Here is a 23,653-nt window from a genome sequence, read left to right as displayed (position 1 = left end):
AGCGCGATTGTCCTCTATACGGCACTCGTTCATTCAACTAGGGCGACCCGTATCTGATGCATGCATGGCGTGATGCACTGCTCTTCAGAATCTGAGCCCGCTTAGGTGACGGTCACGATTATGCAATATACTATGCCTACTCGCATAGGAGTGTGACAATCGCCCAATTGACAGGCACATGTTCATCCTGCCGTTATTTTTTTAAGTTCATTCACTATGATTGCTGCCGATTCCGGCATGCCCAGCGTTCGCGCAGCTGCGCTCATCGCCTGCTGTTGTTCCATGCTATTAATAATGTGCGCGATTCGTTCGAAGAGAAGCGAACCGCTCAGCTCGCGTTCAAGGATCATTTCCGCCGCACCTACGTCAACCAAGCTCCTCGCATTCGCTTCCTGGTGATTGTTCGTCACGTTCGGCGAAGGGATAAGGATGGATGGGACGCCAAGAGCGGTCAGCTCCGCTAGCGACGATGCCCCAGATCGGCCAACAACGAGGCTCGATACAGCAAGCACCTCTGCCATGTGATGCAAGTACGGAAGTACCTGAAGGTTAGGAGGCAACGAATGCACTGCTCCCTTCAACCGGCTCATCGTACCCTCGTAATAGCTCTCTCCGGTTACAAACACAAAATGGACATCTGGCATACGCAACAGCTGCGGTGCCAAGTCCACCATGACGTCGTTTATCGCTTTTGCTCCGCGGCTGCCGCCGACCAGCAGCACAACCTTGCTGCCGGCAGGTACGCCAAGCCTTGAATAACCTTGCTCTTTGCCTGCGCTGACGACATTCGTCGCACAAGGATTCCCGGTATAAAGCGTGTTCTTCGCCTTGCTGAATGCAGATAATGCTTCTTTGAAACTCACCGCTACGCAGTCCGCATAGCGGGATAGAAATTGATTCGTCAGCCCAGCGACCGCATTCTGCTCATGAATAAGCGTCGGAATGCCCAGCTTGGCCGCGGCATAGATGACGGGACCACATACATAGCCTCCTGTGCCGACGACGACATCTGGCTTGAACTTGCGAAGCAGCTGCTTCGAGTGCTGCACGCCTTTGAGAAACCGCATAATAGTCTTCACATTCTCGAAGCTCAGCTTCCGTCTGAAGCCTGTTATTTCAACCGGCTCGAATGCGATGCCTTGCGCGGGAACGATCCGGCTCTCAAGGCCATTCGGCGATCCGATGTACAGGATCTGCGAACCCGGCTCCTCCTCTTCCACCTGCTTGCCAATTGCAAGCGCAGGATAGATGTGGCCGCCTGTTCCGCCGCCGGTCAATACGATACGCATCTGTTTAGTCACCTCGAGTAACGGGATATATTGAGTAAAATACCGAGCGCGGTCAGGAGCAGCGTAAGCGACGAGCCGCCATAACTTACGAGCGGCAGCGTAATGCCTGTTACAGGCAGCATCCCGATAACGACGCCGATATTAATAAATACTTGTACGGCAACGATGCCGATAATGCCGACAGCCAGCAGACTGCCGAACGTGTCAGGTGCTGCAATAGCAGTACGCATGCCTCTCCAGAGCAGAATGGCAAACAGTGTAATGATCGCTGCGCCGCCGATGAACCCGAGCTCTTCAGAGAGGATGGAGAAGATGAAGTCGGTTTGCGGCTCCGGCAAGTAATTAAACTTCTGACGGCTCATGCCAAGGCCAAGACCGACAAGGCCGCCAGGTCCAATCGCATAGAGCGATTGAATCGATTGATAACCTGCGCCGAGCGGATCTGCCCACGGATCGAGAAAGGCGGTTATCCGCTGCAGCCGATAAGGAGCAGCCAGTATAAGGCCGACGAGCCCGGCTACGCCGACAAGGGCGAGTGAACCAAGGTGCGCCATACGCGCACCGGCTGTGTAGATGACAATCAGCGAAGCGCCGATCATAACTGCGCCGGTACCAAGGTCCGGCTGCATCATGATGAGGCCGAAGGCAAGGCCAAGAATGCCGAGAGGTGGCAGCAAGCCCTTCGTGAACTGCGTTACCGCTTGCTGATTCTCGCCAAGCAGCTTGGCCAAGAAAATAACCATGGCGAGCTTCATAAACTCCGACGGCTGAATGCCGAACGAGCTGATGCCGAGCCAGCTGCGTGCACCGCCGCGCACGACACCGATGCCGGGTATTAGGACCATGAGCAGCAAGCCGAAGCAGATGAACAGCCCGAGCTTCGCCCATTTGCGCCATATCCAATAATCCGCATTCATGGTGACGATCATTGCGCCGATTCCAAGCGCGGCAAATAACATTTGCCGTTTGACATAGTAGAACTTGTCCCCAAATTCATGGAATGCGAGCACCGCACTCGCACTGTACACCATCACAAGACCGATAGTGAGTATAAGCACGATCGAAATAATCATCCACATATCCGGGGCGGACCTGGCTTTTGCCATAGCACGAACACCTCTTGCAAGCTTAAGTAGGGACAAGCCCCCTACTTACAAGTTATGCGCCGATTGCTTAAAAATGCTCCCCCGCTGCTCATACGATTTAAACATATCCCAGCTTGCGCAAGCAGGCGAGAGTAGCACGGTATCTCCCGGCTCCGCGAGAGCTGCTGCTTCGCGGACAGCGAGCGTAAGCGTGCTCTCGGCGTCCTCCACAGGTTCGACGACTTTAATCTTCGTTAAACCTGCAAGCTCCGCGACATGAGCGATTTTGTGACGTGTTTCGCCAAGCGCCACGACCGCTTTCACCCGACTACGGAAATGCGGCAGCAGCTCCATGTAATCGGAGCCGCGGTCCAGTCCGCCTGCGATAAGCACGACGCCTCTTGAGAATGAGTGCAATGCGATAATTGTCGATGCGCCATTCGTCGATTTGGAATTGTTAAAGTATTTGACGCCGCCGCGTTCGCAGACGTACTCTAAGCGGTGCTCAACGCCGCGGAAAGTACGCAGCGGCTCTCGGAGCTGTTCGATGCCAGCGCCTGCTACGAGGCATGCTGCGATGGCTGCAAGTGCGTTTGCCGTGTTGTGGCGGCCTGGTAGACCAAGCTCATTCACCGGCAGCACTTCATGCGTTACGCCCTGCTCATCGCGGTATACGATGATACGCGGCGAGTTGTCCACTGGTGCAGTCAGATCCACCGGATATGGCGGCATGACGCTGAGGCCGTATGTAAGCTCCTGCGATGTCGAGAACGGGAGCAGCTTCGCCGAGATGGAGCCTGCTTTCATCAGCTCTTGGCAGACTGGATCGTCTGCATTGAGAATGGCCGTATCTGCTGCTGTCTGGTTTGCGAACAGCTTCGCTTTGGATGCGACATAGTCTTCCATGCCGCCATGATAGTCAAGATGCGTCTCAACGACGTTAAGGAGCATAGCGATACGCGGCTGGAATTCGCAAGTGCCTTTCAGCTGGAAGCTGCTCAGCTCTGCGACAATCCAGTCCGTCGGCTGCGCAGTCTGCGCAGCTTCACACAGCGGCGTGCCGATATTGCCTGCAACGATGGGATTGATCCCCGCTGCTTCAAGCAGCTCGCCAATCCATGTCGTTGTTGTTGTTTTGCCATTGGAGCCAGTGATGCCAATGATCGGCGCTGGCGAGAGCAAATATGCAACCTCGACCTCCGTTACCACTTCAATGCCGAGCTCCAGTGCGCGCTTGACCGGCGGAGATGTGTACGGGATGCCCGGGTTCTTCACTACAAGGGCGGTTTGCTCCGTAATCAGCCCTTCCGGATGACTTCCGCATATAACAGAAACACCCAAAGCGTCCAGCTCGTCCGCTTCGGGAGATAAATGGCGTTCCTTCATATCGTTGACGGTGACGTTTGCGCCGAGCTTGTTGAACAGCTTCGCGACGCTTACACCGGACCTTGCAAGACCTAATACGACTACGGTTTGATCCTTGTATAAGGATGGGTGGTTCAAATTACTTCACTCCTTTAAAAAGTGCGATCCCCCTAAATCCCCCTTGGAAAGGGGGACCCCGAGGGTTTACCAACTATTGCTACGCATCCCCTATTTACTGGGGCCCCACCCGGAAGGTGAAACGTTCGAGTGACAGAGGCGCTCCTATTGGATTTGGTGGAGGTGCTCGAAGTCCCTTGCGGGACTGACTTTACGATTTACGCGCCTGTGCTACCTGGACTTCGTCATGAGGAACGTCCGGGCTGCAGAGGCGCGTGGATAGTTACGTGTACGATTGGATCGCTTTCGTCCTTCGCGGGACACGCTTCCAGCTGGTGCTTGGAAGTTAGTTGGTTGGCAGCTCCGCTGCCTCGTCCCTTACAGGACCTATGAACTCTGCGAGCCCACTAAAGCATGGCCCCTGCGGGACAACTGCATTAGCGGCCCAACAACAACCCGATCGCCGCGAACACAATCCCTACAATCCAGAACGAAGTGACAACCTTCCACTCCGACCAGCCGGACAGCTCGAAATGATGATGAATTGGGCTCATTTTGAAGATCCGCTTGCCTCTCAGCTTGAACGAGCCAACCTGCAGAATAACCGACAGCATCTCGAGAACGAACACGCCGCCGATAATAACGAGCAAAATCTCTGTCTTCGTCAATATCGCCACAGCCGCCATGCCGCCGCCGATGCCGAGCGAGCCTGTATCGCCCATGAACACCTTCGCCGGATGAGCGTTGAACACGAGGAAGCCCAGCATCGCGCCGATCATTGTTGCTGAGAAGATCGCCGATTCATGCTCGCTTGCATGCAAAGCGAGAATCGCGAACGCCGCGAACGCGACTGCGCCTGTCCCTGCAAGCAGGCCGTCTACTCCATCCGTGAAGTTGACTGCATTTGTCGTACCGAACAACATTATGACGACGAATACATAGTAGAACCAGCCGAAGTCCAGCTCAAACGACGTGCCTGGAATGCTAACTACCGTACTGTGATGCATCTGATGAAGCAGTATACATATAATAACGGAAAATAACAGCTGACCAATTAGCTTCTGCATCGCAGTCAGGCCGAGAGACCGTTTAAATACGATTTTGACATAATCATCTAAAAATCCGACAAGCCCAAACCCGAGCGATGCAATGAGCAGCACCCAGAATTCCGACGTCTTATCGGAGAATTTTAAGAATGCCAGAAGCACGGCGAGCATAATGATAACGCCGCCCATCGTTGGCGTACCTGATTTCTTCAAATGGCTTTGCGGGCCGTCTGTACGGATCTGTTGACCGAACTTCAGCCGTCTCAGCAGCGGGATGAACAAAGGTCCGAACAAAATTGCAAGCATGAAAGAAGCGCCGATAGACAGTAGAATGACCTTTACGTCCATAATTTCACCCCTACACGCTTTGCAGACTATGGACGATTTCTTCCATGCGCATGCCGCGTGACCCTTTCACCAATACGAGATCCTCCGGCGCTACTCGCGCGCGGAGCCATTGTGCAAGTTCATTTTTATCTTCGAACGCACACACTTGCTTTTCCCCCTGAGCAGCTATTTTTCCCTCAAAATGCTTCGCAGCCTCTGATGCCGTATGCTGCGACAGCGGGCCGTATGTAAGTACGGCATCCACTTTATCCGGCGTCACATAGGCGCCGATTTCCCCGTGCATGGCAGCTTCGTCTGGTCCCAGCTCTAGCATATCGCCGAGGACGAGCCACTTGCGTCTGTAGCCGGATAAGCCGGCAAGCAGGTCAATCGCAGCGCGGACAGCTGTCGGATTCGAGTTGTATGCATCGTTAAGCACCATTGCTCCATTATACGCACGAATAGGTTCAATGCGCATACCGGTCAGCTTCAGCCCATGAATACCTTCGCGAATGACGTCATCTTGCACGCCAAGCTTCTTGGCTGCTGCAATAGCTGCCAAGACATTAGATACATTATGAGCGCCGGCAACCGGGAGTGCAATACGCAAGAGCCCATTTTGGCCTTTCACGTCAAACGTCGAAGAGATCGCATCTCCCGTCACCGCTTCTGCCGTCCATTGATTGTCGCTGCCTAGCCCGAACGTCTGCACTTCTACACCTTCAGGGAGCGCCGTCTGCGCAAGACCCTCATGCAGCAGCGGCTCATCGCCGTTAACGAGCAGCAAGCCGCCTTCCCGCAAGCCTGCGACAATTTCCAGCTTCGCTTTGGCTATGCCCGCGCGTGAACCGAGCTGCTGCATATGCGCATCGCCAATATTCGTAATGATTGCAACATCCGGCTTAGCCAGACGAGTAAGCAGGTCGATCTCGCCGAACTCGCTCATTCCCATCTCAAGCACGACTGCGTCGACATCCTCGCTCAGATCGAGCAACGTGAGCGGCAAGCCGATGTGATTGTTATAGTTGCCGTCTGTCTTATGCACGCGGAGAGCGCCGGACAGCACAGCAGCGACCATATCCTTCGTCGAAGTCTTGCCATTGCTGCCAGTCACGCCGACGACGCGCAAGTTCAGCCCATCCCGATAAGTAGCCGCAAGCTGTTGCAATGCTGCTGTCGTATCGTCGACAAGCACGACCGGTACATTCGCCAGCGCATCCGGAAGCTCCTTATCCCGCTGCCACAGCGTGCCGATCGCACCGTTCTCAATTCCCGAAACGGCAAAATCATGCCCGTCGAAGTTTTCGCCCTTAATCGGGATAAACAGCTGCCCGGGCGTTACTTGGCGCGAATTGATTGTAACGCCGCTAACTAGCGGATCTCCTGCATTATTATGATGAATCGTCCCGCCGCACATGGCGGCAATCTCGCTAATCGTTCTTCTAATCACTATGAAAGACTCCTTATCGCTTCTTTAGCCACTTCACGGTCGTCGAAAGGATGCTTGACGCCGCCAATATCCTGGTAGGTTTCATGGCCTTTCCCCGCAATTAATACTACATCGTCAGGACCAGCCATTTCAACCGCTTTTTGTATCGCAAGCCGCCTATCTTCCAACAATTCATAGCGATTGCTTGCGACTTCATCCTGGATAAGCCCCGCTTCGACATCAAGCAGGATACGGAGCGGATCTTCGGTGCGTGGATTATCCGATGTAATAAAGCAATAATCCGCATAACGCGCCGCTATTTGCCCCATGAGCGGACGTTTCGTTCGGTCGCGGTCACCACCACATCCAAATACGCAAATAAGGCGTCCGGCCGAGAACTCCTTGACCGCTGTAAGCACGTTCTCGAGCCCATCAGGCGTATGCGCGTAATCGACGATAACCGCAAACGGCTGTCCGGCTTGCACCGCCTCGACTCTACCCGGAACGCCAGGAAGCGATTCAAGGCTCTGCTTGATTTGCAGCAAAGGAATACCTTCAATTAGAGCAGCACTAATCGCACAAAGCGCGTTATATACGTTATACTTGCCCGCCATACGAAGCGTAATATCCACCGAGCCTGCGAACGTATCGACATGGAATGCGGTGCCGTGCGCTGTAATGCGGACTGCGCTTGCCCGGACGTCAGCGTCATGGTCAAGACCATATGTGATGACTTCTGCCGCTGTCACACTCGCGTACTTCGGCGAGGCATCATCATCTGCGTTGAGTACGGCATAGAGCCGTTCCTCTGGAGCTGCGCCGAACTCATTGCCAAGTCTCGAGAATAGGAGACTCTTTGCGGCTGCGTATTTCTCCATCGTCTGATGATAGTCGAGATGATCCTGCGTCAAATTCGTGAAAATCGCAGTCCGATATCGGCTTCCTTTGACTCTACCTTGCTCAAGCGCGTGCGAGGACACTTCCATCACGCAGTAATCGCAGCCGCTATCCACCATCGAAGCAAGCGAACGCTGCAGCTGAAGCGCCTCAGGTGTCGTCCCTGACATCGGATATGTGCTGCCTGCATACCGCATCTCTACGGTTCCAATTACGCCTGGCAAATGTCCAGCATCGCACAATATTCGCTCAATGAGATACGTCGTCGTCGTTTTGCCATTCGTGCCGGTCACCCCAATCAGCCTCAGCTGCTTGCTCGGATATCCGAAATAATGATCGGCGATGACTGCCATCGCATGACGGCTGTCCTTCACAACAATTTGCGGAACTGGCAAATCAAGCAGTCGTTCGACGACAATCGCCGAAGCTCCCCGCTCCAGCGCCTGTGCCGCAAACTGATGACCATCCACTTTATGTCCCCGCAAACAGATGAACAGCGCACCGGCTGTAACTTCACGGGAATCAGTTTCTATACTGCTTATTTCCGCTGAACCCTCTCCGCAAAGTACGGCGGTGAGCAGCAAAGCGGCCAATTGTTCCACTCGCACCATCTCAGTCGTCCCCTCCCATGAGCAGATCAAGCTGAGTGCGGCCCGCTAGCGAAGCGGCCTCACGCGTTCTTTCGTACGCAGCCTACTTCTCTATCTATACTCATTATGGCCTTGGAACATTGCTTTCATCATTGTCTTTTGCCAAATAAATCCGAATGGTTGACCCTCGATCCACTCGGGTTCCTGGCGCCGGTGACTGCCGAATGACGGTATCTCCACTGCCTGCAGACGACAGGTTAAAGTTCATATTGAGATCCTCGTATATATCCGACACCGTCTTACCGACGAGGTTCGGCACTTCTACAATTGGAGTCTCGCCATATTTGTACTCTTTGCTAATCTGCGTCTTTCTAGGAGCAACCCCCATATACGGGAGAGAATCTTCCAGGATGTTATGGACAATCGGTGCTGCAACGACGCCCCCGAATTGAATGCCCTGCGGGTTATCAACGGCGACATAGACGACGATCTTCGGATCATCCGCAGGTGCAAAGCCGACAAAAGATACGATGTGCTCGTTAGGAGAATAGCGACCGTTAATAACCTTCTGCGCGGTACCGGTCTTGCCGCCTACACGATAACCGTCGATGAATGCGTTGCGCCCTGTTCCTTTGGCAACGACGCTCTCAAGCGCTTCTCGCACCTGCTTGCTCGTATCCTCGGAGATGACTTTGCGGACCACTTCCGGCTCTACTTTGCTAACCGTCTCCCCCGTCTCGGGATTTATGAAACCTTTGGCAACATGGGGCTTATACAAAGTACCCCCATTAATCGCAGCTGAAACAGCGGTAATCTGTTGAATCGGCGTTACGGATACGCCTTGACCGAACGCAGTTGTTGCAAGCTCAACCGGTCCAACCTGGCTCATCTTGAACATGATGCCGTTCTCTTCACCGTTCAGGTCAATACCTGTTTTCTTACCGAAACCGAAGTTTTTAATATAGTCAAAAAGCTTCTCTTTGCCAAGTCTGTTGCCGAGTGCAACGAAGCCCGGGTTACAGGAGTTCTGCACCACTTCAAGAAAGGTCTGGCTGCCATGGCCGCCTTTCTTCCAGCAGCGCAGCCGCGCCCCGCCAATTTCTACCGAGCCGGGATCGAAGAAATGGTCGGTCGTCAAATTCACTTTGCCTTCTTCAAGTGCCGCTGCGAGCGTGATGATCTTGAACGTGGAACCAGGCTCGTACGTCATCCAGATCGGCAGGTTGCGGTTGTAGATTTGCGGATCAACGTCGCGGTATTTATCCGGCTCAAAGGTCGGTCTGCTCGCCATACCGAGAATTTCCCCGTTGTTTGGGTCCATCGCGATCGCAATAATATTGTCGGCTTGAAACTTGACCATCGCTTGGTCGAGCTCGCGTTCAATAATGGTTTGAACCTGTTTGTCGATGGTAAGCTCCAGATTGAGCCCGTCCTTCGGCTTCAAATACGTATCCGCCGAGCCCGCAATCTGATCGCCTTTATTATCTGAGAGATACGAAATGTTTCCGTTAATGCCTTTGAGCTGATCGTTATATTTGGCTTCGAGGCCAGTCAAGCCTTGATTATCAATGCCTGTGAATCCAAGCACATGGGAAGCAAGGCTACCCATCGGATAATATCGTTTGTTGTCCTCCGCTACAACGATGCCAGGCAAATTCAAATCACGAACCTGCTGCGCCTTCTCCGGCGTGATCTTCCGTCCTCCAGGCTGAATCCTAACAACGGACTGCCGTTTCTTGATGGTCGTAAAAATCGAATCTTCCGTCATGCCAAGCACGTTCGCTAGCTTCGTCGCCGTCGTCTTCGCATCCTCAATCTGCGCGGGAATCGCCATAATGGTCGGTGAGCTTATATTATACGCAAGCATGGAGCCGTTACGATCCAATATCTCGCCCCGCTTCGCCGAGAACGGAATTTCCCTACGCCAGGAATCCTCCGCCATCTTCGCCAGCTCACTGCCCTTGTACAGCTGCACATAACCAAGTCTCGCAGCCAGCGAACTGAACGCGAGAACACCAATGAGAAGCGCCGTGAACAGACGGCGCCTGATCGTCACCTTTGATACTTTCACCATGTTGATCCCCTCCGAATAGCTCGCTCGGTACGGACATGTTTGAAGTACATTCCTCAGCACAATTTCACTCCGCACGGCAATCTCGATGGTCACTCCCCTTGTGCTTACACAAAAGTCGTTCCCATTCGAGATTGCCGGCGCTGCGCTTCGTACAGAGAAATAACTTCAAAAAAAAGGCCATACCTCGCTCATGCAGCAAAAGCGCAAAAACAGCAAAGCAGGCCCTTGTCCGACCGTTTCTAATCCAAGCCTATTCGCAGCGAAAGAGGGTTAGAACAAGCTAACCCTCTCACGTTTTACTCGCTATTATTGTCACCTGCTCCATCTGTTGCGTTATCGTCAGCTTCATCCGAGGCGGATTGCTGCTCGATCTGCTCTTTTGGAGGAGACAGCGTAAGCTTCAGTTGCTTGACGCCTTTTTGGTTGACTAGTGTTTGTGAAGTGACGAAGCCTTCGCCTGTGGTAACACACTTTATCTGCAATACGGAGCACATCTCCAGCGCATCGCGGAGCGATAAGCCGATCATATTCGGAACCGGCAGCTTAGAGCGGTCCTCCGTCAGCAAGTAAATCCGCTGTTCCGGACTTACAGGCGTACCAGCACTCGGAATTTGCTTGAGCACTGTTTGTCCTTTGCCGACGGTTTCATAATCCAGCTGTTTCGCTTTGAGCTTGTCCGTCGCTTCTTTTACACTCACTTTCTGAACATCTGGAACCTCAACGGTCTGTTCCTTGTTCTCTGCCCCGTCGCTTGTTGTCGTAATAGGCGTCACCGGATCAACGCCCATATGGCGCAGACTTTGCGACACGATTTGCTTGAAGAGCGGCGCCATTACCACCCCACCGGATGCCATACGGTCGTTAGGTTCGTCCATAACGAGGTAGAGCACGATCTTCGGATCGCCAACTGGCGCAAAACCAATAAAGGAGATGACGTATTTATCCTCGGAATATTTACCGTTAATAACCTTCTGAGCTGTACCTGTCTTACCCGCGACTCGGTAGCCATCGATAAACGCTCTGCGGCCTGTGCCGATCTTCTGGTCGGAGACGACTTGCTCCAAATATTCATCGACTTGATTCGCCGTCTTCTCAGAAATAACTTGGCGTACGACCTGCGGCTTAACGACTTGCACTTTCTTAGTAACCGGATCTTCGATCTCTTTCACGAGATGGGGAACGAGCAGCTTGCCGCCATTCGCTACAGCCGCAACAGCAGCAACCTGCTGAATCGGCGTTACTTGAACTCTACCTTGACCGAACGCAGCTGTCGCAACCTCTGTCGGGTAGCTCGGGTTGAAGCTGATGTCACCTTTGATCTCGCCTGGCAGCTCGATGCCTGTCTTCTGGTTGAAGCCGAACTTCAGGATATAATCCATCAGTTTGTCTGCCTTCAACCGCTCGTAGCCTAGCTTGACGAACGCAACGTTACTCGAGCGCTTCAGACCTTCCAGGAACGAGATGGTCCCCCATCCGTTGCGCTCAATATCGTGAATTTGCCCGCCTGGTAGTTTGATTTTACCGGATTTGTATGTCTCGTTCGGATTGAACATCCCTTCCTGAACGGTGCCGGAGAGCGTAACAATCTTAAACGTAGAGCCTGGCTCGTACAACGATTTAATCGAATGATCATAAAAGTTCTCTTGCGGTGCGGTCCAGTACGAATTCGGATTAAAATCTGGCATATTCGCCATACCGAGGATCTCCATCGTTTGCGGATCCGCAGCAATTGCTGTAATGCTCTTCGGCTTATATTTCTCGTACGTTTCTTTCAGCGCATCTTCAATGTAATGCTGAATATCCGTATCGATCGTCAGCTTCACATTTTTACCGTCGACCGAAGGGGTGAAGCTGACAGTCCCATTGTCCAGTATGACGCCGTTACCGTCGCGCTCATACTTGATATGGCCTTCCACGCCGCTAAGCTCCTTATTAAGCGACGCTTCCAGTCCCATGATGGCGTTACCGTCCTTATCCTCGTAACCAATGACATGCGCGGCCAGATCGCCTTTCGGATAAAACCGTTTCTTCTGATCAATTAAGTAGATGCCGACATCCTTTTGCCCCGTCTGCTTCTTCAAATCCTCACGGAATTTAACGATGCGATCAGCGACCGACTTATCGATCTTCCAGCCTTCCTTACGCACCTCACGCTGCTTGTAATACTCACCGTTCTTCTGCTTCTCATCAAGCAGCTCGTTAAGCGAGCTCTTCGTCTTGCCCAGCACGACGTTTAATTTGCTCACGATTACGTCTTCGAGCTTCAGCGTATGAATGACTTGCGGATTCAGAGCGATCGTATAGGCAGAAACATCCATCGCGAGCACGTTGCCATTCCTATCCGTAATCTCTCCTCGCACCGGAACCAATGTCTCAGACCTTGACCAGACCTCTCTTGCTTTCTCCGCCCAGAAGTCTGCCTTCACAACTTGTACCCAATAAATTCGCCCAACAAGGGAAACAAAAAGGAGGGTGATAAACCCTCCAATGAGTAGCGTCCGTAGTTTTATTCGTTTCGTCATCGCCGCTTCACCTATTTCTGCGCGCTTGCTAACGGATTATCTGTTTTAGGAGTCACAAAGATGGGGGTACTTGCTACCCATTCACGCTCATTAGCAAAATCTTGCCACTTCTGCGGATCATTCAGCTTCTCATATTGCGACTTCAAATCTGCCATCTCCACGACAAGCTCATCATGCTGCTTCGTCAGCTGCTTAATTTGCAGCTCCATCTGATAGATTTGAGCATAGCGGAAAATAATAACGCCGGCTACAACAACACATACGAGGATCGTAAACATGTACAGCAGCTTCTCTTGTACCGGCAGCGACTTGCGCCGTACGACGACTTTTTTGGTCTCGCGAAACTGCGGCTGCTGTTTCGGATCCGTTTTGCGCTTCGGCTGAAGCGCAAGGTTTCCATTCACGTAAGCCAACCCTATATCCTCCTTAATTGGTTGCTGAACCTTAAAGTTTCTCTGCTATTCTCAGTTTTGCCGAGCGCGCTCTCTTGTTCTGCTCAAGCTCAGCTTCGCTTGGAACAATTGGCTTGCGATTGACAAGCTTCAGCTTGCCGTTGCCGCTGCACACGCACATCGGAAAATCGGGTGGACAGGTGCATCTTTCAACAAATTTCGCAAACAGCTGCTTACAAATCCGATCTTCCAAGGAATGGAACGTAATGACTGACGCTCTGCCTCCGGAATTAAGCACGTCGATCGTTTGTGCAAGCCCTTCTTCCTCTGCGCCCAATTCGTCATTAACTGCAATTCGCAAAGCTTGAAACGTACGCTTCGCGGGATGCGGCCCTGTTCTTCTGGCAGCAGCAGGAATTGCTGTCTTAATAATGTCGACGAGCTCGCCAGTTGTGGCAATCGGCTTCGACTCTCTTGCAGCTACAATTTTGCGAGCGATGGAACGTGCGAAACGCTCCTCGCCATAATCCGAAATAACCCGAGAAATTTCTCGTTCTTCCCATGTATTTACAATATCATCAGCTGTCAGCATGCCATCTTGATCCATCCGCATATCGAGCGGCGCATCATGATTGTAGCTGAACCCACGCTCGCCCTCGTCTAGCTGCGGGCTGGAAACGCCTAGATCAAACAAAACTCCGTCAACGCCATCAATACCTAAATCACGCAGCACATGCGCCAAGTAGCGGAAATTGCTCTTTACGAGTGTAACCCGATCCATATAAGCCGCCAATCTCACCCTTGCATTGTCAAGCGCCCAATCATCCTGATCCAGCGCAATTAGCCGGCCGCTTGGTCCTAGCTGTGATACGATCAACTCGCTATGCCCTGCTCCTCCAAGCGTACAATCCACATAAATGCCATCCGGCTTGATGGCGAGTCCATCAACCGCTTCCTCCCTTAGCACCGTTATATGCTGAAACATGCTGTATACCTCCCGGCCCTAAGGACGCCGTAAACTTTCCACTTAACGACGAACGAGCTAAAAATTAAAATCAAAATCAACCAACTTCTCTGCAATGTCATTAAAGGTCTCTTCCGACTGTTTGAAGTAGCCTTCCCAAATCGGTTTGCTCCAAATTTCCACCCGGTTCGATACGCCAAGCACAATACAATCCTTATCGAGCTTCGCATATTCACAGAGCGTATTCGGTAAGTTTACCCTTCCCTGTTTATCGAGCTCACATTCTGTAGCCCCGGAGAAGAAAAATCGGGAAAATGCCCGCGCGTCCGACTTCATCATCGGCAGCGACTTCAGCTTCTGTTCCAGCAAGCTCCACTCACTCTCAGGATAGACGAACAAACAGTTATCCAGTCCTCTCGTGACAACAAAGCGTTCACCAAGCTGTTCGCGGAATTTGGCTGGAATAATAATGCGGCCCTTCTCATCAATGCTATGTTGGTACTCGCCCATAAACATTTGACCGCTCCACCCCTTCCCCCAAAACCACCACTTGGCCCCACTTTCCACCACTTAGCTTGAACTATTCGCCACCGGGTTGGAAATTCCTGCTTCTTAAGCAGGATTTAAAAAAATATTTCACGGGATTAACCTTGTTACGATTTTGAAACTTTTTAGTACTTTCGTTCGTGTACACTAGAAATGTAAATGCTGGATGAATCATTCATGGAGGGGGTCTGCCTATGACTGGCGACACTACCTTAGTCGATAAAATAGTACTATTGCGCACCGTAGAAGCGCTTGTGTTTCAGGTTTCGCTCTATCTGCTCGGCGATGAGAATGAGGCTGAAGCCGCAGCCAAGGAAGCTTTGCTAACCCTCTATAGCTGTCCCAAGTTCAGCCTTGCTAAGGATGAAGATCGCATGAATATCGCGAAGCGGAGCGCAATAAGCGCTGCCGTCAGTCGCTCGGCGTGCAGGCGCAAACAAGCTTAAACGCCAAGAAGAGCTACTCCGTCAGCCTTGTGGGGCTGATGGTGCAGCTCTTCTTTGAACTAAATTTATTGCCGTTAATTGTTGTCTTTCTCTTCTTTGCTTTCTTCCAATTGAATCACATCTGGTGAAGGTGACTTTGTCAGGATAACAGCAGGCTGCTTACGTCGATAGTTCCTATACATCAGATAGAGTGGAATCCCGAAGATAACAAAGATAACGAGAACAGGAATTGCTCCGGCAATGAAGACAACAAGACCTTGGAAGAACGCATAGATCACATCTGTACTACCGTTTATTGCATCCTTAATTCGCTGTACAAACTTCGGGTCCTCTTTCGTAACTTGAGGCTCAGCCTCGAGCACTTGGTATAAGCGAAGGTCAATCGTCGAGTACGCAACATTGTTGTCCAAGTATTGAATGCGACCCTTAATCCGTTCAATCTCCGTCTGAACATCGCCAAGCTGCTTGGAAATCTCCAGCAGATCCGATGTCTTCGTCGCTTTCTCCATGAAGGCGAGCAGCCTCGCCTCTACCACTTTGCGCGCCTTCAGCCGCGCTTCCATGTCTACATACTCAGACGTAACATCCGTTCCTTGCGCGCTGCTCTCGAAGCTGACATGCTTCATTTTCTCAAGCTCGGTGATGAAGCTGTCGAAGCCGGAAGCAGGCACTTTCACTGTATAGGTGCCGCCAAGCTCGGAGGTTGTCTTCTTATCGGCGAATTTCAGCAAGTAGCCGCCGGAGAGATGGATCAAATTACGAAGCGAAGTCTGTGCCTTATCGAAACTATCCACTTCCATGTTCACATTCGCTTTATAAATAATTTTCCGATCGACACCTTCCTCAGGTGCTGTCGTCTCCCCACTTCCCTCCACCGCACCTACTTCACCAGATACTGTCGCTGTATCCGCTGCCGGAGGCGCATCTGCTGACTTTTGTTCGACCGCTGCATCAGACGTTGCAGCGGTATCCGTCGTCGCATCATTCGCTGAAAACGCTGCTTTCATGTTCGCGTTCCCGCCGTTCATACTTGCCGACGCCGTGTCATTGTTGCTGTTTGCCGAGCATCCAGCCAGCAGTCCCATCAGCATCGCAACAACTCCGATTAACACCAACCATTTCATTCTCTGTCTGTTCATAGCACGACCCCCGATATTTGGTATTTGTCTGCCTATCTACCAAACGCCAGAGCTAACACAGATGTTGCAGCAATGCACTAAAAAAAGAACGCATGGACGCTCACGCATCCACACGTTCTTATAAAATCATTCCGCTTAATGCTCTTGCCAGCTGTCGAGGTATGCGATTTGCTCGCCCGTCAGCTTGTCGATGCCTGTGCCAATCGCTTCAAGCTTGTAGCGAGCAACCTGCTCATCAAGCTCATACGGCACATTAACAACTTTCTTGCCGATTTCTTTATAGTTGTCATTCACATATTTCAGCGACATCGCTTGCAGCGCAAATGTCATATCCATAATTTCTGCCGGGTGACCGTCGCCTGCCGCGAGGTTAACCAAACGCCCTTCCGCCAGCAGGTAGATGCTGCGTCCGTCCTTCAATTGGTACTCCTCGATGTTGCGACGAACAACGCGTTTGTTCTTCGACAGCGCTTCGAGCTCTGGTTTGTTCACTTCGACGTCGAAGTGGCCTGCGTTCGACAGAATCGCGCCATCCTTCATCACTTCGTAGTGCTCGCCACGGATAACATCGCGATTGCCTGTTACCGTTACGAAGAAATCACCATGCTTCGCAGCTTCTTTCATTGGAAGCACCGTGAAGCCGTCCATGTATGCTTCAACGGCACGAATCGCATCGATCTCGGTTACGATAACTTGCGCACCAAGACCTTTTGCACGCATTGCTACGCCTTTGCCGCACCAGCCATAGCCGACAACAACGACTGTTTTGCCTGCTACAACAAGGTTTGTCGTCCGGTTAATGCCATCCCATACGGATTGGCCTGTGCCGTAACGGTTATCGAACAAGTATTTACAGAACGCATCGTTCACGGCAACCATCGGGAAGCTGAGCGAACCATCCTTCTCCATTGCTTTCAAGCGAAGAATACCTGTTGTTGTTTCTTCAGCGCCGCCGCGAATGTTCTCCATCAGGTCTGGACGCTCTGCATGAAGGATAGATACGAAATCGCCACCGTCATCAATAATAAGATCCGGCTTCGTTTCGAGTGCTTTAACAAGTAGCGACTTGTACTCTTCCGGTTCTGGATTGTACTTCGCGAATACGGTAATGCCATCTTCAACGAGCGCCGCACATACATCGTCTTGCGTGGAGAGCGGGTTGCTGCCTGTGATCGTTACTTCAGCGCCGCCGGCTTGAACGACTTTCGCCAGATAAGCAGTCTTTGCTTCCAAGTGCAGGGAGATTGCAACCTTCAGTCCTTTGAACGGCTGCTCTTTCTCGAACTGCTCACGGATACGGTTCAGCACCGGCATATGCGCCGCTACCCAATCAATCTTCAAATGGCCTTCTGGCGCAAGCGCCATATCTCTAACAATACTGTTCTGTTTCGCGTTCACTGTCATGGTCCAAATCAGCATCCTTTCATACATCCGTTGTTATAATTCCAAAATCGGTATTTACAGATAGATCATCCAGTGTCCGCCCTGGCTGCTATACGGCGCTTCCAGAAGCTTGTCTACCCAGGATAAGCCATAACGGTTCCAGAAGTCTGCCATGTTAAGCACGCGCTCTTGCGGCTTACCATCAGGCCATAGCGATACTGCAGCCCAGTCCATCTGACTGAGCGCTGTATCAAACCGGCGAGCATGAGCATCCTTCGTCCTTGCTTCCATATAGGCGAGCTCGCGTTCGATGCGCTGCAAATTACTCTCCGACAGGTCACGCAGCCCCTGTTGAATCCCAGCAGCCATATCCATCACAGGCTGATAGACTAATTTGAACTGCGCCTTCACTTCGGCGAATCGCGCTTCGATGCCCAGCTCGTCCCGCTCCTTCAGCCAAGCTTCCCGGCGGGCGGCATAGCGGTGAGCGATATCGTCGAACGATAGCTCGAACTTCGTCATGTACTTCGCAGCTGTTTGTTCCACAAGCGTATAAGACATCCGCGGAACAACAATTGGCATTTCCATTCCCAGTACGTGAAAAGCACGTCCCGTCAGCGCCCAGTAAGCAATTTCGCCTGGACCGAGCACCACGGCTAGAACCGGCAGCACATAGTCCTGCATAATGGGTCTCGTCAGGACATTGTTGCTGAGCTGCTGCGGTTCGTTTCTCGCCACGTCCAGCAGCTCTGCGGAAGTCCATGACTTGGTCGATTTGCGATTGCGGAAGCCGCCCTCGTCTTTATGCAGCAGCACCCGCTCTCCTTCATCGAACATAAAGAGGTTCGCGCTGCCTGGCGTTACATCGGCCGAAAGCTTAAATCCGAGCTCCTGCACATCACTTGCTGCACCGACATAGGCCGCCTCAAGCTCATCGTTCCGCGTAATCATCTGCTCGAACATCGGCGCTTCCAACGCGCGAATGACCGGTTCATCGGCATCGAGGAGAACTAAGCCATACTTGCCGAAGAGCAAGCTCAGCGTTGCCGCGAAAAGGTCGCTGAGCGATTCTGCCTGCTTCGCAGCTTGTTCTAGCTGCAGCAGCATGTCTGGCTTAAACTCCGTATCCGGCAGTTCTTGGCTCAGACGCTGCAAGGCGTCTACCCATGCATCAGGCGCGAGCTTAGTCCGGCTTACCGACGTTCTGACGCCGCTCGGCCGCTTAATGGCGACACGGCTCAGCTTCGCCGACTCCCCATTTCCACTGACACTCGCGCTGCGCACGAAAGCATGGTTCGCTTCGTCCCAGTCATGATCTTCGCCAGCGATCCAGAATACAGGAACAACCGGCGTGCCTAGCTTGCTTGCCGCTTCTCTCGCAGCAGCAATAACCGTCACCGCTTTATGTATAACAAGAAGCGGACCTGTCCACAGCCCCGCCTGCTGGCCAGTTACGACGACTGGCGCGCCAGCTCGAATGGCGTCAATGTTCGAATTCACGGCAGGCTGGTTGTTCGAGACTGCATTATAACGGGCTAGCGCATCTGCGAGACCACTCGCTGTTGTGCGCTTGTCGGCATGGCTGTTCAGCCAGTTCAGCCGCTTCTCCCAATGTGCGGGTTCGGCAGCATGGCTGCCAAACAAAGCTTCGACGCCTGGATTGCTTCTGTTTATATATGCTTCGGTAATTGGCTGACCGAAAGGCAGCTGTACAGACTCAAATTTCATGGACAGTCTCTACCTTTCATACACGATCTATAGTTCTAGTAATGAATGCAGTTTTTCTCATTCATTGTACACAACGTAAAGCGCACCGTCAAAAAAAAACGTCCCCCTCAAATACGGGAGACGATGACTGCAGCACTATACCATAAACAAGCTTTTACCAAGTCCAATACACATGAGAATAAGATAGCAGAACGCCATGACGAAGAATCCGAGGCGCCATATTGCCCGCATGATTCGGCGAAAATCAACGTTGCCTTTCAACCGATATTGCGCATTGCCAAGCAATCCGCCGCCAAGCAGAAGCACGAGCAATATACCGTAAAGTCCGAAATTGCTTTTGAATAAAAGGTTAAATAGCACCGCCACGCAGCCAATGAGCAGCGCTGTCGTCACGTCCATTGCAATTCGGAACGCTTGCTTGCGGTCGCCAGTATATGCAGCATAGCCAAAATAAACGAGTACAAAAGGTATAATCGGAAGAACGGCCAAAAATGCATAGATGTGCTTAATGCTCTCCCAAATCCACAGCATTCTTAGTTCGCCCCTCTCGTATGTAGCAGATTAACCATTAGGTACATTAGGTTCAAGTGCCTTAATCATCGTCATAACCGCATCATTCATAGGTGTTGGCAAGCCTTGCTTCCTCGCTAGTGAAATGATGCCTCCATTGATCCAATCCACTTCGGTGATTCGCCCTCCCAACACATCGCGCAGCATGGACGATTCGTTGCGCGCAGTCGCTACGCAGATCTGCAGAACACGCTGCCAGCTGTCACCTTCGCTTGCCATTCCGGACGCAAGCAGAATTCCCTCGCTCTCCAGATGAAGCGCCTCCATAAATCGTCTGCGCTGAGGATCAAGCGGCAGGTCGCCGTTTCGCACACCGAATATAGCTGTTAGCGGGTTAATCACCGCATTAATGAGCAATTTATGGAAAACACGATTCTCAATCTCATTCGACAGAATTAGTTCAATTCCTGCACCTTGCATCGTTTTTAGCAACAATTTTTGATGTTTGCTCGTTTTTTCTTCAGTTTTCGGCCAAATGCCGAGCATGATGCTCCCGCTTCCCGTATGGTGCACCGTATTTCCGCCTACTCGCAGCGCTCCCTCTGTCGTGACGGCCGTGTACATAGGCGCTTGCGGCATCACTGTACGCAGTTTGTCCATATGCCCGATCCCATTCTGTAAGGCTATGATAGGCGTCTGACTACGACTTGTCAGCAAGGCCAGTTGCGCTAGCATTGCTGCATCGAGATGTGCCTGCTTCACTGCGATCCAGATCCAATCGAACTTCTCATGCCTGTGTCTCTCATCCAATCCTGCCTCAACCGCAGTTGAATAGGAATGCAAGGAAGCCGCCTTCACCGAGATACGACTTATGAGATTCTCAGCTTCAACTAAGGTAATCCCTTCGTCATTCAGCATTTCAGCCTGCTCGTCCGAATGCGTAAGCATCAGTACGTTCACACCTGCCCGCGCGAGTCTTGCGCCATAGAGCAGACCGAGTGCTCCGGCGCCGACAACTATCATTTTCAACTGTGGTAACCTCTTCCCTATTTCCACTTCAAGCGTTATGTATAGCTCCATCGTATCAGATACAAACTAAAAAATCTCGCCGCTCCTATACAGGTCCGGTGAGATTTTTGAGATCTGCCTTCAAACAGGCGCACTATTCAATTCGTTCCAGGTTGCCATTCGCATCCATTTTGAAGCGAGGCTTTGCATCGTCTTCTTCCGTCAGCACCGTTAACCGACGCGCACGGTCCATAATTTGAATCAATGTTTTGTAATCATCATTGACTGCACGGTAATCGGATTGTGCATTGTTCACTTCATGCGATAAGCGTTCATTCAACTCACGCAACGTGTAAAGCTCCTCGTCCTTCTCACGCAAATCGCGTTCAAGTGTCTTGATTTGACGATTAAGCTCCTGGTAAGTCCCTTTCCATTGACGTAGAAACCGGATAACGGTATCAATAGATAACGATTCTTCCGTCAACGGATCATTCTTGTACACTCGCTCGTCGGTGTCGATCAAATTAATGGAGGACACATGCGGCGTAGCGACGTACGTCTGTTTCTTCATATAATTCCGCTTCTGGCGCTGCTGCTTTGCAATTTGTATCGCATCTTCATAGCGTTTGCGGACACAGCTGTTCCAGCGAAATCCGCAGGCGGCCGAGGTTCGGCCAATACGCTCTCCTACTTCTTCAAACGCGGCTAGCTGCGTACTACCTTCACGAATATGCCGCAGCGTTACCTCGGCCAGGATGAGATCGTCATCTGGACTCCAGGCATCTTGTCTGACTGCTGTCATGCAACCAAAACCTCCTAACATTAGGCGCTTACTTTATCTCTATGCCCTTGGTAGAGTTCATAGAATCTATCGGATACTAATTTGTATATCCATTTTTTTTAAGGCTCATACATGTTTTTTCACAAAATGAAGCAAACTTCTATCAGAGGGGCTAAAGGAACGAAAAAGTTTGCCAATTCGTCACGTTTGAAACAGTTTACACTTGTTACCTTAAACGATATAATGGGCAATAGAAAAATGGACCAGAGACTAACAAGAAGGGGGATGAAATCATGGCACGAATGTTCCGAGTGCTCGGCTTCTGGACGCTTGTAATCGCGCTTATGGCGTTTGCAGGTCATATGACCGAGATGTCGCTCTTGTTCTTTATTCAAACCGCTGTGTTTGTCCTGTTAGGCTATTTGAACTTTTCTGAAAGAACCTATATGCTGATGTTCTGGGGATATATGTTTATCGCGTTCGTCGGCTTCACGTATTGGACCGTTTTTGTAATGGGCAACCCATTCTAATAAAACGGCACATCACTTTCTGGCCAATAGCCAAAAGGCTGTTTCGAGGAGACAAGCTCTCCAATCGAAACAGCCTTTTTCAAATATCAGAACGTATAAATTCCGATATGATTTATACTCAGCTGATGCCACCTCACAAAACGGCTTCGCCTGTCTAGGACAGCGAAGCCGTTTTTGCATGATTCCAGCCTATTTGCGAAGCATCAGCACTTTAAACGATTCGCTCATCCCGTCACTGAGCAGCAGTTGGCGGATCGCACGATTGCGCCTAGCCGCCTCGCTGAACGGATTCATACCGTCGTGCGAAGCGAGATCCTGCAGCAGCCCATGATCAATGAGAAACTGCTTCTGCGTATCATAATAATGGACATGCCAGCCGGATGCTTCTGCAGCGGATTTGCAACCGGTAAAGTTGATATGCGCAGTAATATCCTGCTCGCCAGGAGCGAGGAATGGCCGGTCGTACGCGACATGGTCCTTATAACAGAGCATCGTCCCGTGCATCCGGTGCGGCGCGGTCAGCTCCGCTGCCTCGTGGCCATAATCGACTAGCAGCAGCGTGCCTTCTGGAATTAGCTCCCCCATCTGTGCAATCCATTGCTCCGCAGCAAGATTTACCTCCGTAATTTGACCTTCCTTCAGCTGGATTCCGTCACGCTTCAGCACGGCTGAGATTCCATCGTCTGTTAGCGGCATAAGTACATACTCGAACGACTCTCTATTATTCACGGATACAGCCGTTGTAACACCAAGCTCCCATAATCGTCCATGCTTCTGTTGAACTCGGTGAACCGGGAACGCATCAAGCAGCTCATTGGCAACGACGAGGCTGTACTCTCCTTTCTCCTGCCCATTCCTTAATGCGACTCGCGCTTCATCGGGAGACATGAAGACAACAACGCCTTCCTCCCCGATCCTCTCTTGTACCTGTTCCATCTGGTTTCGCGCCTCGTTTAAATGCACAGGATTACTGTCGACGACCACATATCGCAGCCTCGCCAGCCAAGGGAGAGACGAATCGAGCCAAGCCGTCAGCATCTGCCTAGACAGCGCTCCTGTGCCCGCTCCCCATTCCACTATTGTCAGATGAGGGTCTTGCTCCGCGCCGTCAATCAGCTTGGCAATACAGCTCGCAAGCTTCTCTCCCATCAACGATCCGATCTGCGAGCTCGTGTAGAAATCGCCTTCTTTGCCTACCCGGACTTTACCTGACTTATAGTATCCATCTGTCTCGTCATAGAGACAGCGATCCATATAATCGCGAAACGAGATACAGCGAATTTCCTCGCCAGTATCAGGAAGCGGGGATATCCAGCCATAACGATCGCTTTGCTCTATCGCTCTATGTATGGAAGCGGTCAAACGCTCCGATTGATTCATGCGGCAGCCTCCAAATCAACGACAAAATTACTGCTTCAAGATATAATAGATTCGGTCGCAGCATATAGTAGTGCATGCGGGCAAGCGTCCCAACAAGACAGAGCA

At 51.6% G+C, this 23,653-nt stretch carries 20 protein-coding genes; 2 read left to right on the top strand and 18 right to left on the bottom strand.

Annotation, left to right across the window (positions count from 1 at the left end; all coding sequences use genetic code 11):
- Positions 1-182 precede the first annotated feature (182 nt).
- The 11 genes from murG to mraZ form a co-directional block, all read right to left on the bottom strand.
- Positions 183-1,289, bottom strand: a complete 1,107-nt coding sequence (gene murG, locus BMY11_RS06750) for an undecaprenyldiphospho-muramoylpentapeptide beta-N-acetylglucosaminyltransferase (RefSeq protein ID WP_090573732.1) — start codon at positions 1,287-1,289, stop codon at positions 183-185.
- A gap of 8 nt (positions 1,290-1,297) precedes the next feature.
- Positions 1,298-2,395 carry a stage V sporulation protein E gene (gene spoVE / locus BMY11_RS06745; RefSeq protein WP_090573731.1) on the bottom strand — a complete coding sequence of 366 codons (1,098 nt, stop codon included), beginning with the start codon at positions 2,393-2,395 and terminating at the stop codon, positions 1,298-1,300.
- 45 nt (positions 2,396-2,440) lie between these two features.
- A complete protein-coding gene (gene murD / locus BMY11_RS06740) occupies positions 2,441-3,877 on the bottom strand; it encodes a UDP-N-acetylmuramoyl-L-alanine--D-glutamate ligase (protein WP_090573730.1) in 1,437 nt (478 codons plus the stop codon).
- A gap of 416 nt (positions 3,878-4,293) precedes the next feature.
- Positions 4,294-5,250, bottom strand: coding sequence for a phospho-N-acetylmuramoyl-pentapeptide-transferase (gene mraY / locus BMY11_RS06735; protein ID WP_090573729.1), 957 nt, complete (start codon positions 5,248-5,250; stop codon positions 4,294-4,296).
- 10 nt (positions 5,251-5,260) lie between these two features.
- Positions 5,261-6,679: a UDP-N-acetylmuramoyl-tripeptide--D-alanyl-D-alanine ligase gene (gene murF / locus BMY11_RS06730; RefSeq protein WP_177182533.1), complete on the bottom strand. Its 1,419-nt coding sequence runs from the start codon at positions 6,677-6,679 to the stop codon at positions 5,261-5,263.
- Positions 6,679-8,163, bottom strand: coding sequence for a UDP-N-acetylmuramoyl-L-alanyl-D-glutamate--2,6-diaminopimelate ligase (locus BMY11_RS06725; RefSeq protein WP_090574390.1), 1,485 nt, complete (start codon positions 8,161-8,163; stop codon positions 6,679-6,681). Before BMY11_RS06725 ends, murF begins: the two co-directional genes overlap by 1 nt.
- A 106-nt stretch (positions 8,164-8,269) precedes the next feature.
- Positions 8,270-10,216 carry a stage V sporulation protein D gene (locus BMY11_RS06720; protein WP_090574388.1) on the bottom strand — a complete coding sequence of 649 codons (1,947 nt, stop codon included), beginning with the start codon at positions 10,214-10,216 and terminating at the stop codon, positions 8,270-8,272.
- A gap of 299 nt (positions 10,217-10,515) precedes the next feature.
- Positions 10,516-12,741 carry a penicillin-binding transpeptidase domain-containing protein gene (locus BMY11_RS06715; RefSeq protein WP_090573728.1) on the bottom strand — a complete coding sequence of 742 codons (2,226 nt, stop codon included), beginning with the start codon at positions 12,739-12,741 and terminating at the stop codon, positions 10,516-10,518.
- Between the two features lie 11 nt (positions 12,742-12,752).
- The gene (locus tag BMY11_RS06710) at positions 12,753-13,145 is read right to left on the bottom strand and encodes a cell division initiation protein (RefSeq protein ID WP_371262785.1); all 393 of its coding nucleotides are present in this window, start codon (positions 13,143-13,145) and stop codon (positions 12,753-12,755) included.
- Positions 13,146-13,185: 40 nt separating this feature from the next.
- Positions 13,186-14,118, bottom strand: a complete 933-nt coding sequence (rsmH, locus tag BMY11_RS06705; protein ID WP_090573726.1) for a 16S rRNA (cytosine(1402)-N(4))-methyltransferase RsmH — start codon at positions 14,116-14,118, stop codon at positions 13,186-13,188.
- A gap of 57 nt (positions 14,119-14,175) precedes the next feature.
- Positions 14,176-14,613: a division/cell wall cluster transcriptional repressor MraZ gene (gene mraZ / locus BMY11_RS06700; RefSeq protein WP_090573725.1), complete on the bottom strand. Its 438-nt coding sequence runs from the start codon at positions 14,611-14,613 to the stop codon at positions 14,176-14,178.
- A gap of 224 nt (positions 14,614-14,837) precedes the next feature.
- On the opposite strand from mraZ, the gene BMY11_RS06695 reads away from it, so the two are divergent.
- Positions 14,838-15,089 carry a hypothetical protein gene (locus BMY11_RS06695; RefSeq protein ID WP_090573724.1) on the top strand — a complete coding sequence of 84 codons (252 nt, stop codon included), beginning with the start codon at positions 14,838-14,840 and terminating at the stop codon, positions 15,087-15,089.
- Between the two features lie 74 nt (positions 15,090-15,163).
- Here BMY11_RS06695 and BMY11_RS06690 read toward each other — a convergent pair whose 3' ends face one another.
- The 6 genes from BMY11_RS06690 to BMY11_RS06665 form a co-directional block, all read right to left on the bottom strand.
- On the bottom strand, positions 15,164-16,228 hold the full coding sequence (locus tag BMY11_RS06690) for a DUF4349 domain-containing protein (protein WP_090573723.1): 1,065 nt from the start codon (positions 16,226-16,228) through the stop codon (positions 15,164-15,166).
- Between the two features lie 135 nt (positions 16,229-16,363).
- Positions 16,364-17,632 (bottom strand): adenosylhomocysteinase, encoded by a 1,269-nt coding sequence (locus BMY11_RS06685; protein ID WP_090573722.1) that lies wholly within the window; start codon positions 17,630-17,632, stop codon positions 16,364-16,366.
- Positions 17,633-17,686: 54 nt separating this feature from the next.
- The gene (gene bshC, locus BMY11_RS06680; RefSeq protein WP_090573721.1) at positions 17,687-19,339 is read right to left on the bottom strand and encodes a bacillithiol biosynthesis cysteine-adding enzyme BshC; all 1,653 of its coding nucleotides are present in this window, start codon (positions 19,337-19,339) and stop codon (positions 17,687-17,689) included.
- A gap of 135 nt (positions 19,340-19,474) precedes the next feature.
- Positions 19,475-19,870: a DUF3397 domain-containing protein gene (locus BMY11_RS06675; RefSeq protein ID WP_090573720.1), complete on the bottom strand. Its 396-nt coding sequence runs from the start codon at positions 19,868-19,870 to the stop codon at positions 19,475-19,477.
- 30 nt (positions 19,871-19,900) lie between these two features.
- Positions 19,901-20,872 (bottom strand): ketopantoate reductase family protein, encoded by a 972-nt coding sequence (locus BMY11_RS06670; protein WP_256217375.1) that lies wholly within the window; start codon positions 20,870-20,872, stop codon positions 19,901-19,903.
- 139 nt (positions 20,873-21,011) lie between these two features.
- Complete coding sequence (locus tag BMY11_RS06665; protein ID WP_090573718.1) at positions 21,012-21,659, bottom strand: RsfA family transcriptional regulator; 648 nt, start codon at positions 21,657-21,659, stop codon at positions 21,012-21,014.
- Positions 21,660-21,931: 272 nt separating this feature from the next.
- Between BMY11_RS06665 and BMY11_RS06660 the strand changes: the two genes are divergently transcribed.
- Positions 21,932-22,168 (top strand): DUF2626 domain-containing protein, encoded by a 237-nt coding sequence (locus tag BMY11_RS06660; RefSeq protein ID WP_090573717.1) that lies wholly within the window; start codon positions 21,932-21,934, stop codon positions 22,166-22,168.
- Between the two features lie 189 nt (positions 22,169-22,357).
- Here the strand turns inward: BMY11_RS06660 and BMY11_RS06655 are convergent, their stop codons facing one another.
- Entirely contained in the window at positions 22,358-23,548 is a 1,191-nt protein-coding gene (locus BMY11_RS06655) for a class I SAM-dependent methyltransferase (RefSeq protein ID WP_090573716.1), read from the bottom strand.
- Between the last annotated feature and the right edge of the window lie 105 nt (positions 23,549-23,653).

The sequence above is a fragment of the Paenibacillus sp. OV219 genome (assembly GCF_900110075.1).
In the GTDB taxonomy this organism is placed as follows: domain Bacteria; phylum Bacillota; class Bacilli; order Paenibacillales; family Paenibacillaceae; genus Paenibacillus_Z.
Note: the sequence above shows the minus strand (reverse complement) of the source record. Positions and strands in the feature narration are given on the sequence as shown.